Origin of the sequence: Vibrio sp. 10N.261.45.E2 (assembly GCF_002875705.1) — a bacterium.
Lineage (GTDB): Bacteria > Pseudomonadota > Gammaproteobacteria > Enterobacterales > Vibrionaceae > Vibrio.
Window position 1 is genome coordinate 26,548 of sequence record NZ_MCZZ01000152.1, and the last position, 14,931, is coordinate 41,478.

A 14,931-nucleotide genomic window follows, 5' to 3' on the forward strand; every position below is an offset into this window, starting at 1 on the left:
TACTCTATCGACGAATCTACTCCTAGGAGTGCTTATGCATAAGGGGGGAATTCCCCTATAAACGCAGCTCAATGTGATAATTGCGAACCTACAGCTCTCGTACTACTCGGAATCCTAGGTAGTTGGCTGCGGTTGTAGGTGCAACGTTCAGTTCGTTAAACACCTTTGCCTCTTCTGGAGAGAAGCTCCAGGCACCACCTTTTGCTAGGCCTTTCTGAATGGTTGTCCATTCCCATACGTTACCCACCATGTCGTAGAAGCCAGTTGGCGTTGGCAAGAATGACTTAACTGGAGATGTGCTAACGTTTGACCAAGGTGTACCTGCCCAGCCAGTGTTGGCTTTGCCTGAACGGAATTCATTGCCCCACCAGAAGTTGGTGTCTTGGCCTGCTCTTGCTGCGGCTTCCCACTCTTGTGGTGTTGGTAAACGGTAAGTGAAGCCGGTGTTTTTAGATAACCAACGTGTATAAGCTTTGGCATCATTTTGGGTAACACATACAACGGGTGAGCTATCTGCTTGCTTAAAGCCAGGGTTTTGCCAGTCATTGTCTGAAACGGTCGTGATCTCAGCGTTGACGAACGTATCGCAGGTGTTCATTAGCTCTGCGTCTGTCTGGTAGCCTGTGCTTTTTACGAATGCTTTGAAATCTTGAACACGAGTTGGTGTTGCTGCTAATGCAAACGGCTGTTTGATCGTGACTTGTTGTGCGTTGTTTTCACCAAGTAGGTAGCGACCAGAGCCGACGACAATCATTTCAGGGCTCTGAATATCGTTGCCCATTGGGTCAGCAAACTTAGTGCCGACATTCAATGAATTCTGTTTGGCTTGTAATACGGCTCGTAGGTTGTGATCGCGGGCGATCTTTAGCTCTTGGTGGAAAGAAAGGTAGCCTTCTTTTTCGATGGTGACCATGTGTTGGCCCGTCGGCAACATCACTTCAACCGGTGTGCTGCCATAGTTCACGCCGTTGATGGAAACATTGTCGTTGTATTGATTGGAACGAACCACCAAGTTAACCCAAGCGACTTCTTTTTGCTGGTCGTTGGCTTGCTGATCGCTTTGCGTGAAACAGTTTGATGATTGAATACCAAGCAGACGGCAAGGTGTGTTCTTATCTGGACGAGTCTCTAGGTTCGCTGCAATCACCGCTCGGTAACGGTTATCTTCAGAGAAGCCAGAGGATTTCACTTTGTGTTGTAGAACGTGAATATTCAATGAAGCAGACGCAAGGTGCTCTTTCACTGTTTTCGATTCAGTCGCGTTATCAACCAGGCTATGTTGGAACTGTTTTACTGCTTTTTGAAGTGCCAAGGTCACCGTTTGGTCTGAACATTGCGCCAGTGTCATATCGCTGCTGCAACGGTTAGTAAAGCTAACGGTTTGCTCTTCTGTCTGAGTGATTTCGCTTCTTAGTCGCTCTGCTCTTGCTCTTAGCTTATCTTGATTTAGGTTTGCGATTGAAGTTTCGGCAGCCACTTTCTCCGCTTGAATCGATTCAAGCTCGATCATCAAGCCTTGTTGCTTCTGCTCAGAGTCTGAAATCGCAAGCTTGCCTTCTTTGACTACCTTTCAAGCATCTTGGAAGCGCTTTTGAGCTGGCGAGATATCGAAATCGGGCTCATCAATCATGCGCGTGTAGTCTTGCTCTAGGTTTGCTTTCGCCGTCGCGAGTTTTTGTTCTGCTTCCGCAGATTGTTTAGCTAGACGTGCCGTTTGCTGCGCCTGATTGTCGACTTGGTTTTGCTTGTCCGCCAGTTTTTTCTCAACAGCCGTCAGGTCGGCGTGTTTTTCGAAAAGTAAGCTTTCAATGTCGGTGACAGATGATGCGATCGCAGGTGGTGTTGCCTCAGCAAAAACAGCTGGCGTTATTAAGCAGGGAGTAAGTGCAAATAATAGAGTAGGAAGACCTTGGCGCATGATGGGCTACTTCAATCGTAATTTAGGTTAATCGAATATTCTCAACGAAATCGCCATTTCGTCTGTAGCTATTGTTCATAATGACCGTACAAGTTTATATCGATCATACAGTTTATAACTATCAACAAAATGGCGAGTGTTCATTCAGCTATGTGAAATAGGCACGGCTATCTAATATAGAGCTAAGCGTTTATATCGGCTCAGCTCAATATAGAAAGGGCGTTTAGCTTTCTTTGCTAGGAAGAAGCTTAACCCAAATTGTGTCGCTGCCGTTGATGGTAACTGTGCGGTTGTAAGACTCGTAACCTTGTTTCGAAATAGTGACTTGGTGACGACCGCTTGGTAGCGCAACCTCAAGAGGGGTGCTGCCATACTTAATGCCGTTGATGGTTACTGAGTCGTTGTACTGATCAGAACGTACCGTCACGTTAGCCCATTGTTTGTCACTCTTCTTAACGACCGCGGCATCACTGCCTGTTAAACAGTAGCGAGTCGAAACATTCAATAGGTTACATGCTGCGACAGCTTCCGGTTTTGCTTGGAGCTGAGCTTGCATCTGCATGAAGTAAGAGTTGTTACCAGAGAAACCACTCTTGATTGCTTGGCTGTCTTGAACATGGATATTCAGCTGAACACCTTGTAAGTTTTGTTTCGCGAGTGTGCTTTCTGTGAGCTGCTCAAGTAATTGGCTCTTGAACGTTTGTACGGCTTTTTGATTCGTCAGGTGTTTACCCTGTGCAGTACATTCACCCAGTGTCATTGTTGATGAACATGTGGTTGTGTAGCTGGTTTCAAGAACCGCACTTTCACGCAGTTCTGTTGCGATACGTTTTACGCGAGCTTCAACTTTTGACTCTCTCAAGTTTGCCAGTTCATTATTCAGGCGAGCTTGCTTTTGCTTGATTTGAGAAAGGTGAATTTCGCTCTCGTTAATCGCTTGTTCGTTATCTAGCTGAGACGATTGATTCTCTTTAACCGCAGCCCACGCATCTTGGTAACTTTTCTGGAAAGAGACCAGATCCGTTTCTGGATCTTCAAGTAAGCGACTGTACTGTTTGTCTAATACAGACTTGGCTCTGTTACGTTTTGCCTTAAGTTCTTCACCTTCTCGCAACAACTTACTGTTTTTGTTTTGTAGTTGTTTTAGGTTCTCAGTCGCCGATACTTTGGTTGCTGAAATACGCTCAATATCTGAGTTTTTCTCTGTTAGCTTTGCATCGATAGCTGAAACGGGATCGACTTGATTCAGTTCTTCAGCGGATACCGATGCAGATACCCAAAGTGGGGATAGCGCGAGTAAAAGCGCTGAAATTCGAAAGTTAGTCATAGGTCCCTGCAACTTGTAGATTGAAATTGGCTCGTTAATAAAGTGTCTACTTCCTAGTTGTGAGTCACTAGTTATTAGCAATTAACACAGTACCCGTCTTTATACCGTTTTATTGCTATCCAATCTACTCAAAAGCCAAGTTTCGGTACTTCGGATACACTTTTTACAGGTTTAAAGCAAAATATTTGAGCTAAATAAGAAAATATTGCCGTTATTGTGCGGTGATTACGTTCTCATTTATGAGTCACTTTGACGTATTGGTATGAGTGGGCGTGAAGCCCCTAAACTCACTGGAACGATTGGTTTTACAATGCCCGTAGTTTATACACTCTTGATCATCTTTCCGGAGGCATGATCAAGACGATCGCGATGATGATCTTCTATTTAAGATTAGGTAATGACTCTCATGATCATTTACAAATTCATCTTGTGCAGATTTCAGAGTATTATTCTTACTATGTTGACCTGAGTACTTTGCTGTCATGCCAAAACCTTTACCCTTTCCAAACCTAGACTTGTCTCCGCTAGGCCTTACTGGCCCTCGTCCTGCGGAGATCATTACTTTGCCTTCGCATATGGATTGTCACGAGCATCACTATTCGCAGGTCGTGATTGGTTTAAAAGGTCAGGCGGAATTTGAAGTGAGCGGTAAGGGTAATCTTGTCGGTCCAGGGCAAGGTTGTGTGGTAACAGCAAGCTCTGATCATGCTTTCGGTGGTGTGGTTGGTCAGTCGGATATTCTCGTGCTCAACATGCCTGTGCCAACGGATGATGACCCTCTGATGTTAGAGAAGATTAACCAGTTAGAATCATCGAACGTTTACTTCCAATTAGACGCGCAAATTCAAAAGCTTATTCATATGTTAGTGCAAGAGATGCAGGCGAGTCCTGATGATCTCTTGCTAAGCCGCGCCTGCAATGACACGGTGATCGCCTTAATGCAAAGACACATCTCTGCATTTGAAACCTCGATTAAAGATTCGCGTTTTGATCTTGAAGCGTTGGATCGCTACATCGAGCAACATCTCGCGAATAAGATCTCCGTCGCTCAGCTTGCTGGTAGCGTGTTCTTGGGCGAAAGCCAGTTCCACATGCTGTTCAAAGAGCAAATGGGCATTACCCCCCATCAGTATGTGCTTGGTAAGCGTATCGACCGCTCTCGTCGCTTGATCGAACAAGGTAATTTGAGCCTTGGTCAGGTTGCAGAACTTGCTGGATTCTCCGGCCAATCCTCCTTTACTCACACCTTTTCACGCCTTCAAGGTATGTCGCCATCTCAATACAAAAAGAAAATTTCTGTTAAATAGTGAAACAAAACGGCATATTATTTTAAAGTTTCATATGTGACGTTGTGTTTGTTTTGTTAATAAAGCGAGTTTTTAGCAAAAAACTCGGAGTTTTTGACAAGTAATCCTTATATACTCTAAATACACTGCAGCCATTGTAGAGATCCCGGGCTAATTCCGGGTGTGAGATTAAGGAAAACGCATGTTTACAGCTACTGATGTGTTAAAGCCAGAATTCAATGAGCAGTCGCTTGCTGATCTATGGTCGCTTATCTCACCATTATATATGGTGGATGAAACCCAATGGCTAGAGCAACTTCTGCCGCTAGCTACCCCTTCTGAGTCAGAAAAGCAGCAAATTACAGAGAAAACGACATCATTGATCGAAGCTATCCGTGCGGATAAGACTTCTATCCAGATGATCGATGCACTGTTGCTTGAATACAGCTTAGATACTCAAGAAGGCATCTTGCTGATGTGTCTGGCGGAAGCCTTGATGCGTATTCCTGATTCAGCGACGGCTGATGCGCTGATTCGTGACAAGTTAAGCGTTGCGGATTGGAAAGCTCACCTAAAGAATTCTGATTCTGTGTTTGTTAATGCATCCACTTGGGGCTTGATGCTTACAGGCAAAGTGGTTGGGCTTTCATCTAAAGAGCAGAGTGCAGGTCAAGCGGTTAACCGTTTAGTGAACAAGCTTTCTGAGCCGGTGATTCGTAAAGCGATGCACCAAGCAATGAAGGTGATGGGTCACCAATTCGTTCTTGGTCGCAGCATTGCTGAAGCGCAGAAGAACGGTAAGTCTATGCGTGACAAGGGTTTTACCTACTCATACGACATGCTAGGCGAAGCGGCATTGACCACTGCTGACGCAAATAAATACTTCAAAGATTACCTCATGGCGATTGAAGCCGTAGGTCGAGATACATACGTCTCTTCAAAATCGAGCCCAGCACCGTCTGTTTCTATCAAGCTTTCTGCACTTCACCCTCGTTATGAAGTGGCGAACGAAGACCGCGTACTGACTGAACTTTGCGATACGCTAGAGCAACTATTGCGCCGCGCTGTCGAGCTTGATGTAGCGATTACGATTGATGCAGAAGAAGCGGATCGCCTAGAGCTTTCTCTTAAATTATTCGAAAAACTGTACCGCACTGACCTTGTGAAAGGTTGGGGTAAATTTGGTCTGGTGATTCAAGCGTATTCAAAGCGCGCTCTACCGGTTCTTGTTTGGCTAAACCGTCTAGCGAAAGAGCAGGGTGACTTAATCCCACTTCGCTTGGTGAAAGGCGCGTACTGGGACAGTGAGATCAAATGGTCGCAACAGGCTGGCTTCACTGATTATCCAGTTTACACACGTAAAGAAGCGACAGACGTAGCTTACCTTGCTTGTGCGCGTTACCTATTGAGCCCAAGTGTTCGTGGCAATATCTTCCCGCAGTTTGCGAGCCACAATGCTCACACAGTTTCTGCTATTGCAGTGATGACAGACCATAAGGACTTTGAATTCCAACGCTTACACGGCATGGGTGATTCTCTTTACAACCATGCCATGGAAGCTTACCAACAGTCGGTACGTATCTACGCGCCTGTTGGTAGCCATAAAGATCTACTGCCATACCTAGTACGTCGTCTGCTAGAGAACGGTGCAAACAGCTCGTTTGTACACCGCTTGGTTGATGCTCGTTGCCCTGTGGCTGAGCTAACACAGCACCCAGTCGACATGCTTTTAGCGTTCGATACATTGAACAACACTAAGATTCCTCTGCCACCAGCAGTATTCCCAGAGCGTAAGAACTCTTACGGTGTGAACATTGATATTGAAAGTGAAGCGCATCAGTTTGAAGAGCAAGTAAAAGGCTTCTTGAACAATCAATGGACTGCCGGACCTGTGATAAACGGTGAATCTCTTGCTGAAAGCATGATCAAGGCTGATCAGAACGTTGAGCAAGTCACGGCACCTTATGATCGTCGTATTAATGTGGGGCAGGTGGCTTTCGCTAACCTTGATCATGTTTCCGCAGCGATCACTGGCGCAGATGCAGCATTCGCTGATTGGAACGCAACATCGGTTGAAACCAAAGCCGCTGCGCTTGAGAAACTGGCTGATTTGATGGAAGACAACCTAGCTGAGCTGGTGGCAATTTGTCATCAAGAAGCGGGTAAGACGATTCACGATAGTGTTGATGAAGTGCGTGAAGCGGTCGACTTCTGTCGTTACTACGCAAAACAAGCGAACAACCTACAAGGTTTCGAACTAAAAGGTTTTGACGGCCAAACTCGAATCGCTTCACGACAAGGTCGTGGTGTGTTCGTTTGTATCAGCCCTTGGAACTTCCCTCTGGCAATCTTCCTTGGCCAAATTACTGCTGCACTAGTAGCGGGTAACACGGTTGTGGCGAAGCCTGCCGAGCAAACAAGCTTGATTGCAGCTCGTGCGGTTGAATTGATGAATGAAGCGGGCTTCCCTGCTGGCACGATTCAGCTACTACCGGGTCGCGGTGCTGAGATCGGCAGTGCACTAACAAGCCATGATGCAATTGCTGGCGTTGCCTTTACTGGTTCTACGCCAACGGCACAGCGTATCAATGTGTCATTAGCTACTCGTAATGCTAAGCCAGTTCCGTTTATTGCGGAAACAGGTGGCCAAAACGCGATGATCGTCGACAGTACTGCACTGCCTGAACAGGTAGTTCGTGATGTGATTCGTTCAGCATTCGCTTCAGCAGGTCAGCGTTGTTCTGCGCTACGTGTGCTTTACATTCAAGAAGACATCGCAGACCGCGTGATTGCATTGATTCACGGCGCGATGGATGAGTTGAGTGTTGGCATTCCACATCTACATAAAACCGATGTGGGCCCTGTTATCGACCAAAACGCGAAACAGAAGCTGATGGCGCACTTAGAAAACATGACCAATACCCAGAAGAAGGTGGCTCAACTTTCTCTAGGCACGGATTGTGAACATGGTGACTTTGTTCCACCAAGTGCGTTTGAAATCGATGACATCAGCTGCTTGAAAGAAGAACAGTTTGGTCCTGTGCTGCATATCGTTCGCTTCAAAGCGAGTGAGTTAGCGCAAGTCGTAGACCAAATCAACCAAACCGGTTTTGGTTTGACCATGGGTATCCACAGCCGCAACGAGACAACTTATCGTTGGATCGAAAAACACGTTCGTGTCGGTAACTGTTACATCAACCGTGACCAAGTAGGTGCTGTAGTTGGGGTTCAACCATTCGGCGGTCAAGGCTTGTCGGGTACTGGTCCTAAAGCGGGTGGTCCTCACTACCTATATCGCTTTACTGATGTTCATTTCTCTCAATCACAAGACAAGGCATAAGGAGCAGTATCATGGTTCATCAAGTGACAGGTTTTTCTGATGCTTTGTTAGCGTGGGAACAATGGAATCTAACCGATTTTGATCATAAGAGTGCTCAGGTACTTTCATTTAAATCAGAGATCGAAAGCCAATCTACGTCTTTGGCGGCAGTGGCGACTTATCACCTAGAGCAAGCGTCTGCGCTGCTTTCTGAGCAGCATTTAATGGCTGGCCCTACTGGTGAAACAAACGAGCTATATGCAGCCGGACGTGGCGTGGCTTTGGTGATTGTTGATGATTGCCAAGACAAAGAGCCAGCACTGCAAACTGCTACAGCGATGATTACTGCAGCACTATTGGCAGGTAACAGTGTTCAATTATGCAGTGATGACGTGCAGTTCAATACCCTAATTGCAGATGCCGCGAAACAAGCGAATTTGCCAAGTAACTTAGTACAGGTTGCTTCGTATGATGCTGCTCAACAGTTGCTATCTTGCGATGTACGGAGTGCTGGCTACGTCGGTAATTCACAAACGGCACAAGCTATCAATTTACAGCTTGCTAAGCGTGACGGTGCCATCGTCGGTTTAGTGGCTGAAACGGATCTGGCGACAATGAATGTTGCTCATGATCCACACCTTTCGCTGCGCTTCATTACCGAGCGTACGCGAACTATAAATATAACAGCCGTGGGCGGTAACGCGACCTTGCTCGAACTTGGAAGCGAAGCTCACTAACCTTCAGTAAAATTGGCTCTAAAGATCTTTGGTGTTTCCATTTTTGGTTTCACCATGGTGCTTTGGAGCCTCAATACCTAACTCAATGCACTCGCTTGCCTTTTCGGTGAGTGTCTTGCATTGAATTAGGCATGGAAGGCTTTCTACAAAATGAGGACTATCAAATGATAGAAAACAGTTTTGCAATAACGACGACGTTCATTGCGTATCTAATTATGATGCTAGCGATCGGTGTTATTGCTTACAAGCGTACATCTAACTCAACGGATTACTTCCTTGGTGGTCGTTCGTTAGGCCCTTGGCCTGCTGCACTTTCTGCTGGTGCATCAGACATGAGTGGTTGGTTGCTACTTGGCCTGCCTGGTTACGCGTACGCTGCTGGCTTTGAAGCATTCTGGCTTGCTGGTGGCCTACTTGTGGGTACTTGGGCAAACTGGTTAATCAGTGCTAAACGTCTACGTACTTACAGTATTACTACTGAATCACTGACGCTGCCTGAATTCCTATCCCGTCGCTTCAACGATAATTCTAAGCTGATCCAAACAATTTCTGCTTTCTTTATCCTTTTATTCTTCCTTTTCTACACAAGCTCAGGCTTGGTAGCAGGTGGTAAATTGTTTGAAACGGTATTCGGTCTAGATTACACAACAGCGGTAATTATCGGTACCGTATGTGTGGTTTCGTACACCCTGTTTGGCGGTTTCCTAGCGGTATCTTGGACTGACTTAGTTCAAGGTCTACTGATGTCAGCGGCACTATTGATTGTACCAATCGCAGCAATGAACGGCGGTCTTGGTCAGCTATCGACTGACCTTCATAACATCAATCCAGAGCTACTCACGCTGTGGAATGATGCGAAAGGCGAGCCTCTTTCTGCTATTGCGATCATCTCGCTAGCTGCATGGGGTTTAGGTTACTTCGGTCAGCCACACATCCTTGCTCGTTTTAAAGCAACACGTACTAATAAAGACTTAGCAACAGCGCGTCGTATTGCGGTGGTATGGACTGCACTGTCTATGATTGGTGCAATGCTGGTGGGTCTTGTTGGTCTGATCTACGTGACGAACTCTGGCGCACCTAAGTTAGACGATGGCGAGAAGATCTTCATGCTTCTTGTGAACGCGATGTTCCACCCAGTAATCGCAGGTATCCTACTTGCTGCAATCCTAGCGGCAATCATGAGTACTGCGGATTCACAGCTTCTTGTTTCTTCATCTGCAATGGCAGAAGATCTGTACAAGCAAGTGCTTAAGAAAGATGCGACGTCTGAAGAGATCGTTCGTGTAGGCCGTTTCGCGGTTATCCTAATCTCTCTAATTGCACTTGTACTAGCGATGACGCCAGACAGTTCAGTACTAGGCCTTGTATCTTACGCATGGGCTGGTTTTGGTGCTGCATTCGGCCCTGCTATCGTATTGAGCCTGTACTGGTCTCGTATGAACCGTAACGGCGCTCTAGCGGGTATCGTGGTTGGTGGTGTTACGATTGTACTTTGGAAGCAGTTCACGGGCGGTTGGTTTGATGTGTACGAAATCGTACCGGGAATCATCCTATCAACGATCTCTATCGTTGTTGTTAGCTTGATTACTGGCGAGCCAGAAGACGAAGTTAAGAAGCAACACGCTGAGTTCGAGAAGAACCTAGTTGAGCTAGACTAATTTACATTGTAAAACAGATGTGAATTAGCAAATAACATTAGCTAAAAATAATAGAGTCACTTTGGTGGCTCTATTTTTTTTGACCATTTTCTAATGCATTCGACCTTTTGTTACGTTTACCAATTTGAAGCAGTGAGGATGGCCAACGACTTTAGTGACGTTGGTTCAGTCATAGTTCTAGGATTGGAACATTTCAGTTCCTGCGGGGATACATTATTCTTGCTAAGAGCTGTGAATAAAAGAAATAGGAAGGTAAGCCGTGCCTAAAGTAATCCCGAACATTGGTTTCAATCATGAAAAAACGGCGCAAGCTGAATTGGAATTGGTGCCCTTGTCTCAGCTCTATTCAGAAAACAATATTAACCACGATCCTCAAATGCCACATCGCGTTAGCTTCTTCCTGATTTTGTTTATCGAGCAAGGCTCTGGCACGCACATGGTCGACTTTAAGGACTACCCTTTTTGCAAAGGGAATGTGTTGTTCATTCAAAGAGAGCAGGTGCACGCTTTTGATTTTAGTAGCAAGCCACAAGGCACTGCGGTTTTGTTTACTCAAGCGTTCTTAGACAGCGTTCACGCTAATATGAAGCTGCCGAACTACACACCCACTCATTTGAACAAAGCGCACTCGGCATTATTGTCACTAGACGAGCCTCATCAAGATCGGACGCAAAGTCTATTACAACAAATTATGGTGGAATTGAAACAGGTAGAACCTGATCCCTTGATTGTGATGTACCTGTTCTCAGCACTGGCATTGATTCTTCATCGATTGCGACCTGAAGTGAAGCAAGACGCCTTGAGCTTGCAGCAGAATATTAAGTTTGCCCGCTACTTTGAGCTTCTTCAAAATAACTATCTGCGCGTGCGTGATGCAAACTGGTACGCTAATCAAATTAACACCACCTACAAGACATTCAATCAAGTGTGCAAAGTTGCAACGGGATTAACGGCTAAGCAGATCATCGACTCTTTTACCGTGTTAGAAATGAAACGTCAGCTGGTGGTGAGAAACATTACGTCTCAAAAAATGGCGTCTGACTTTGGTTTTGAAGACGCCAGTAACTTCGTTAAGTACTTCAAAAATTATACTCAAATGACGCCTAGTGAGTTTCAAAAAGATACTCAAAGCCGTCTCTAATCGAATAGCTGTGATCGAACATGGATACAGTAAGGTTCGATATCTACCATTTTTCTGCCTAAATACACTCTGCCGCGAATTTCTCTCGTTGATTAATATAGTTTCCAAGCCAACGAGAGGACTTAATAATGAAAACAACAACCAACACATTCAAATCAACACTACTGACTGCTGGCGTATTAGCTGCTTCTGTCGTTACCGGTTCGGTGGTTGCTCAAGATCTATCTATTTAAGAAAAAGCTGTCGCGGTTATTTCAAGTATTGAAACGGGTGACGCGAAAGCAGTGAGCTACATTAATCCTGAAAAATACATCCAACATAACCTAGCGGTAGGTGATGGATTAGCAGGCTTTGGTGAAGTGTTGAAAATGCTTCCAGAAGGTTCAGCGAAAGCGCAAGTGAAGCGCTCATTTCAAGATGGCGACTATGTTGTCACTCATACCGAATATAACTTCTTTGGGCCAAAAGTCGGTTTTGATGTGTTCCGTTTTGAAGAAGGGCAGATAGTCGAGCATTGGGATAACCTGCAAGAAATTGCCAAACCAAACGCAAGTGGACGAACTCAGTTAGATGGTGCGACTAAAGTCGTAGACCTTGATAAAACCAACAAGAATAAGCAGTTGGTCAGTGGCTTTGTTAAAGACATTCTGATCGGCGGTGATATGTCGAAGATTAATAACTATATCGACAACGAAGACAGTGCCTACATACAGCACAACCCAGGTGTGGCCGATGGTCTAAGCGGTTTAGGTGAGGCTTTGGGGGCGTTAGCGGAAGCTGGCATGCCAATGGTTTATACCGATAATCATAAGATCTTGGGACAAGGAAACTTTGTGTTGTCGATCAGTGAAGGTCAATTTATGAATAACCACGTCGCTTTTTATGATCTATTCCGTGTTGATAACGGCAAGATAGTTGAGCACTGGGACACAATCGAAATCATTCCTGCTCGTTCAGAGTGGAAGAACGACAATGGTAAATTTGGCTTCTAAGTTGACGTCAGATAGAACCTGAATGATTTTATAAATCGGCACTTTCATGATGGGAGTGCCGTTTTTTGTTGGTAGATTTAACGGTGGATCATGTTGAGGAGACGGTTTTACGGGGTTTTACAATGTAAATCGAAAACGATCATTCTGGATCGAGAAGTGAAAGATCAACCATCTTGATGACGTTTGATGTCAAAAAATGAAACAGAAAAGTGGCTGTTTTTTGAACTTAGCGCGCACTTTTGTGATTAGCTCGGTGAATTGTTGAACTGAATTGGACATGATGTGTCAATTGTCAGTAACCACTAAAGACCTATAGGACAAAGGTATGCCTGATCTCTATTGCAAAGGATGTAAAAAAACAACACTACATAAGTCTATAATGAAACGTTGTGAATCAGAGCCCGAGACAGCCTCTGGCCGTATGATGCAATGGACGTCAAAGCTATTTAGTGGAAATCTGTACTACGATATGGAAACTCAACACTTCTGTCGAACGTGTAACTGCCGTTGCGAAACAGGAAGTACTGTACCCCAAGTTGGTTTAGCTTAATTCATAGTAAGTGCTTACTAACTTAGATCGAAAAACCTCCGTTTTAGGAGGTTTTTGCGTTTCTATGCAGCTTTTAGTGCTGGCTCTGTTTCAATGGCGTCGCCATCAATCTTCACATCCCAACCATAATTTGAGTATTCATTTGCTAGTGCTTGAGCGACATCTTTTGATACCGTTACGTGTGTCCATGAGCCAATACCGTAAGGTTTATATGCGAGTTCTTGCGTTTTCATAATAGAGTCATCCTTTCTCTTTGATAATTCTATTATTCACTTTGGCCTATATCCTTTCTTTCGTTTCCGGCTCAACTTATTTGTTAATCGGGTCATTTCTATAATAATTTGTTAATTACCAGAGTTTGATTTATAAGGGTTATTATCTATTTGTATGTATTTATATTTGGTGTGAATATTACCCGCGCATTTAGTTTTTTAAATGTGTGAGCGAGGTTTTCTTCGATTGCTCTTGGTATGGAATATACTGAGCGGAATTTAGATAGTTTAAGGAATGTTATGTCTCAGCATCAGCTCGATCGTATCGATAAAGAGATACTAAGAATTCTGCATATGAAAGGGCGTTTGCCTGTTGTTGAACTGGCAAAGCAGGTCAACCTCACGACGTCACCTTGTTCAGATAGACTCAAGCGATTGGAGAAAGAGGGCTACATCACGGGCTATCATGCTGAGCTTTGTTCTGAAAAGCTGGGACTCGATGTTCAAGTCTTTATCCATATCCGTCTCGACCAGACGAGCTTTTCGATCTTCGACAAATTTGCCCAAGCGGTTGAAATGATGCCCGAAGTGGAAGAGTGCTATTCATTGTCGGGAGACTTCGACACCATGATTAAGGTTCGAGTGAAAGACATGAAAGCGTACCAAGCGTTTATGGCAACTAAGTTGGGTACCTTACCTGGTGTGATTCAAACCCGCAGTGAAGTCGTGATAGAAGAGCACAAAAAGGGCTTTGGGGTGAACCCTGAATTATTGGCGACCTTGAAGTAAACGTGCTTCTTAACGGGATAAAAAAATGGAAGCTCATGAGCTTCCATTTTTTGTTGAACGTTAGATCGAGCAATCCGATAAATTTATCCGGTCTACAAGGTAATTGCTGCAGAAATGAGACCAATCACACCACCGAATACACCGCCCCAAACGACCAACCAACCAAGGTGTTTCTTGATCATGGTCTGAACCATCTCTTTAACTAGCTTTGGTGTTAGTTCATTCAAGCGCTGATCGATGATCGCTTCAATGTTCTCTTTAATTTCATCCATCATAGCAGGCGATTCTAGTTCGTCCTTAATGGCATTTTTTACAGAGTCACTTTTACTGATTTCAATCACAGACTCTTGCATCTTCTCAACAAACGGCGCTTTCATTGGCTCTAGCGCCTCTGTGCCACCAAACATTGCCAACATACCACCAAATTGTGAGTTCTCGATAACATGCACTAATGAATCGAATGCAGGGTTAAAGTCGATCTTCTGAATAACAGGTTCTAGGTTGAGTGATTTTCCTGTCATCTCACTGCTTAGGAAACGGTCGATGTTACTTTCTGTAAAGAACTGCTCCATCATCAGTTGTTTGATAGCTGCTTTGAACTCTTCAAAGCGCGCAGGAATAACGCCAGAACCGTATAGGCCGGGTACTTTCTCGAACAACATGTGAATTGCAAGCCAGTTGGTGATGGCACCAGAAAATGCGAATAGGCCTGCGTAAAGCAAGTATTGGTTTGCTGTCGCATAGCCGCCAGCAAGCAGTGCTAACGCGATGACGTTAGTTAAGACACTTTTGTTCATGGTTGATCTCTAGAAAGAAGTTTGCGCGCATTTTAAGAAAAAAATGCTAAGAAAAAAACAAAATGATCGATGAAGTTTATCGGACAGGTAGGTAAAAGCGCCAAATAGCTGGCATAAAAAAGGCTAGCCTCCCCCCGAAGTCTAGCCTTATTCCAGAACGCGCAAGCGAGGCGTCTTTGTTATTAATGTCATTATATAATTACGA

At 44.8% G+C, this 14,931-nt stretch carries 10 protein-coding genes and 2 pseudogenes; 8 read left to right on the forward strand and 4 right to left on the reverse strand.

Annotation, left to right across the window (positions count from 1 at the left end):
- Positions 1-88: 88 nt before the first annotated feature.
- Together BCT34_RS20885 and BCT34_RS20890 are read right to left on the reverse strand one after the other, a co-directional pair.
- Positions 89-1,918 (reverse strand): annotated as a pseudogene (locus BCT34_RS20885) (SUMF1/EgtB/PvdO family nonheme iron enzyme).
- Positions 1,919-2,141: 223 nt separating this feature from the next.
- Positions 2,142-3,245, reverse strand: a complete 1,104-nt coding sequence (locus BCT34_RS20890; RefSeq protein WP_017065149.1) for a PEGA domain-containing protein — start codon at positions 3,243-3,245, stop codon at positions 2,142-2,144.
- A gap of 482 nt (positions 3,246-3,727) precedes the next feature.
- Between BCT34_RS20890 and BCT34_RS20895 the strand changes: the two genes are divergently transcribed.
- The 7 genes and pseudogenes from BCT34_RS20895 to BCT34_RS24695 all read left to right on the forward strand — a co-directional run bounded on the left by BCT34_RS20895 (position 3,728) and on the right by BCT34_RS24695 (position 12,928).
- Entirely contained in the window at positions 3,728-4,552 is an 825-nt protein-coding gene (locus tag BCT34_RS20895) for an AraC family transcriptional regulator (protein WP_076650541.1), read from the forward strand.
- Positions 4,553-4,733: 181 nt separating this feature from the next.
- A complete protein-coding gene (gene putA / locus BCT34_RS20900) occupies positions 4,734-7,871 on the forward strand; it encodes a bifunctional proline dehydrogenase/L-glutamate gamma-semialdehyde dehydrogenase PutA (protein WP_076650542.1) in 3,138 nt (1,045 codons plus the stop codon).
- An 11-nt stretch (positions 7,872-7,882) separates the two neighbouring features.
- Positions 7,883-8,587, forward strand: a complete 705-nt coding sequence (locus BCT34_RS20905; RefSeq protein WP_076650544.1) for a 1-pyrroline-5-carboxylate dehydrogenase — start codon at positions 7,883-7,885, stop codon at positions 8,585-8,587.
- A gap of 131 nt (positions 8,588-8,718) precedes the next feature.
- Positions 8,719-10,245 carry a sodium/proline symporter PutP gene (gene putP / locus BCT34_RS20910; protein ID WP_174571116.1) on the forward strand — a complete coding sequence of 509 codons (1,527 nt, stop codon included), beginning with the start codon at positions 8,719-8,721 and terminating at the stop codon, positions 10,243-10,245.
- 259 nt (positions 10,246-10,504) lie between these two features.
- Positions 10,505-11,386, forward strand: a complete 882-nt coding sequence (locus BCT34_RS20915) for a helix-turn-helix transcriptional regulator (protein WP_076650546.1) — start codon at positions 10,505-10,507, stop codon at positions 11,384-11,386.
- Positions 11,387-11,514: 128 nt separating this feature from the next.
- Positions 11,515-12,378: pseudogene (locus BCT34_RS20920) on the forward strand (hypothetical protein).
- Between the two features lie 325 nt (positions 12,379-12,703).
- Positions 12,704-12,928, forward strand: coding sequence for a hypothetical protein (locus tag BCT34_RS24695; RefSeq protein WP_076650547.1), 225 nt, complete (start codon positions 12,704-12,706; stop codon positions 12,926-12,928).
- Positions 12,929-12,990: 62 nt separating this feature from the next.
- Here the strand turns inward: BCT34_RS24695 and BCT34_RS24495 are convergent, their stop codons facing one another.
- The gene (locus BCT34_RS24495) at positions 12,991-13,161 is read right to left on the reverse strand and encodes a hypothetical protein (protein WP_165690275.1); all 171 of its coding nucleotides are present in this window, start codon (positions 13,159-13,161) and stop codon (positions 12,991-12,993) included.
- A 279-nt stretch (positions 13,162-13,440) separates the two neighbouring features.
- Between BCT34_RS24495 and BCT34_RS20930 the strand changes: the two genes are divergently transcribed.
- The gene (locus BCT34_RS20930; protein ID WP_004732526.1) at positions 13,441-13,929 is read left to right on the forward strand and encodes an Lrp/AsnC ligand binding domain-containing protein; all 489 of its coding nucleotides are present in this window, start codon (positions 13,441-13,443) and stop codon (positions 13,927-13,929) included.
- A gap of 92 nt (positions 13,930-14,021) precedes the next feature.
- Here BCT34_RS20930 and BCT34_RS20935 read toward each other — a convergent pair whose 3' ends face one another.
- Positions 14,022-14,726: a hypothetical protein gene (locus BCT34_RS20935; protein WP_017065155.1), complete on the reverse strand. Its 705-nt coding sequence runs from the start codon at positions 14,724-14,726 to the stop codon at positions 14,022-14,024.
- Positions 14,727-14,931: the final 205 nt, after the last annotated feature.

Excerpts from the sequence above, each read along its gene's own strand:
- BCT34_RS20890 (WP_017065149.1), bottom strand. The coding sequence starts at position 3,245 with ATGACTAACTTTCGAATTTCAGCGCTTTTACTCGCGCTATCCCCACTT.
- BCT34_RS20895 (WP_076650541.1), top strand. The coding sequence starts at position 3,728 with ATGCCAAAACCTTTACCCTTTCCAAACCTAGACTTGTCTCCGCTAGGC.
- putA (WP_076650542.1), top strand. The coding sequence starts at position 4,734 with ATGTTTACAGCTACTGATGTGTTAAAGCCAGAATTCAATGAGCAGTCG.
- BCT34_RS20905 (WP_076650544.1), top strand. The coding sequence starts at position 7,883 with ATGGTTCATCAAGTGACAGGTTTTTCTGATGCTTTGTTAGCGTGGGAA.
- putP (WP_174571116.1), top strand. The coding sequence starts at position 8,719 with ATGGAAGGCTTTCTACAAAATGAGGACTATCAAATGATAGAAAACAGT.
- BCT34_RS24695 (WP_076650547.1), top strand. The coding sequence starts at position 12,704 with ATGCCTGATCTCTATTGCAAAGGATGTAAAAAAACAACACTACATAAG.
- BCT34_RS24495 (WP_165690275.1), bottom strand. The coding sequence starts at position 13,161 with ATGAAAACGCAAGAACTCGCATATAAACCTTACGGTATTGGCTCATGG.
- BCT34_RS20930 (WP_004732526.1), top strand. The coding sequence starts at position 13,441 with ATGTCTCAGCATCAGCTCGATCGTATCGATAAAGAGATACTAAGAATT.
- BCT34_RS20935 (WP_017065155.1), bottom strand. The coding sequence starts at position 14,726 with ATGAACAAAAGTGTCTTAACTAACGTCATCGCGTTAGCACTGCTTGCT.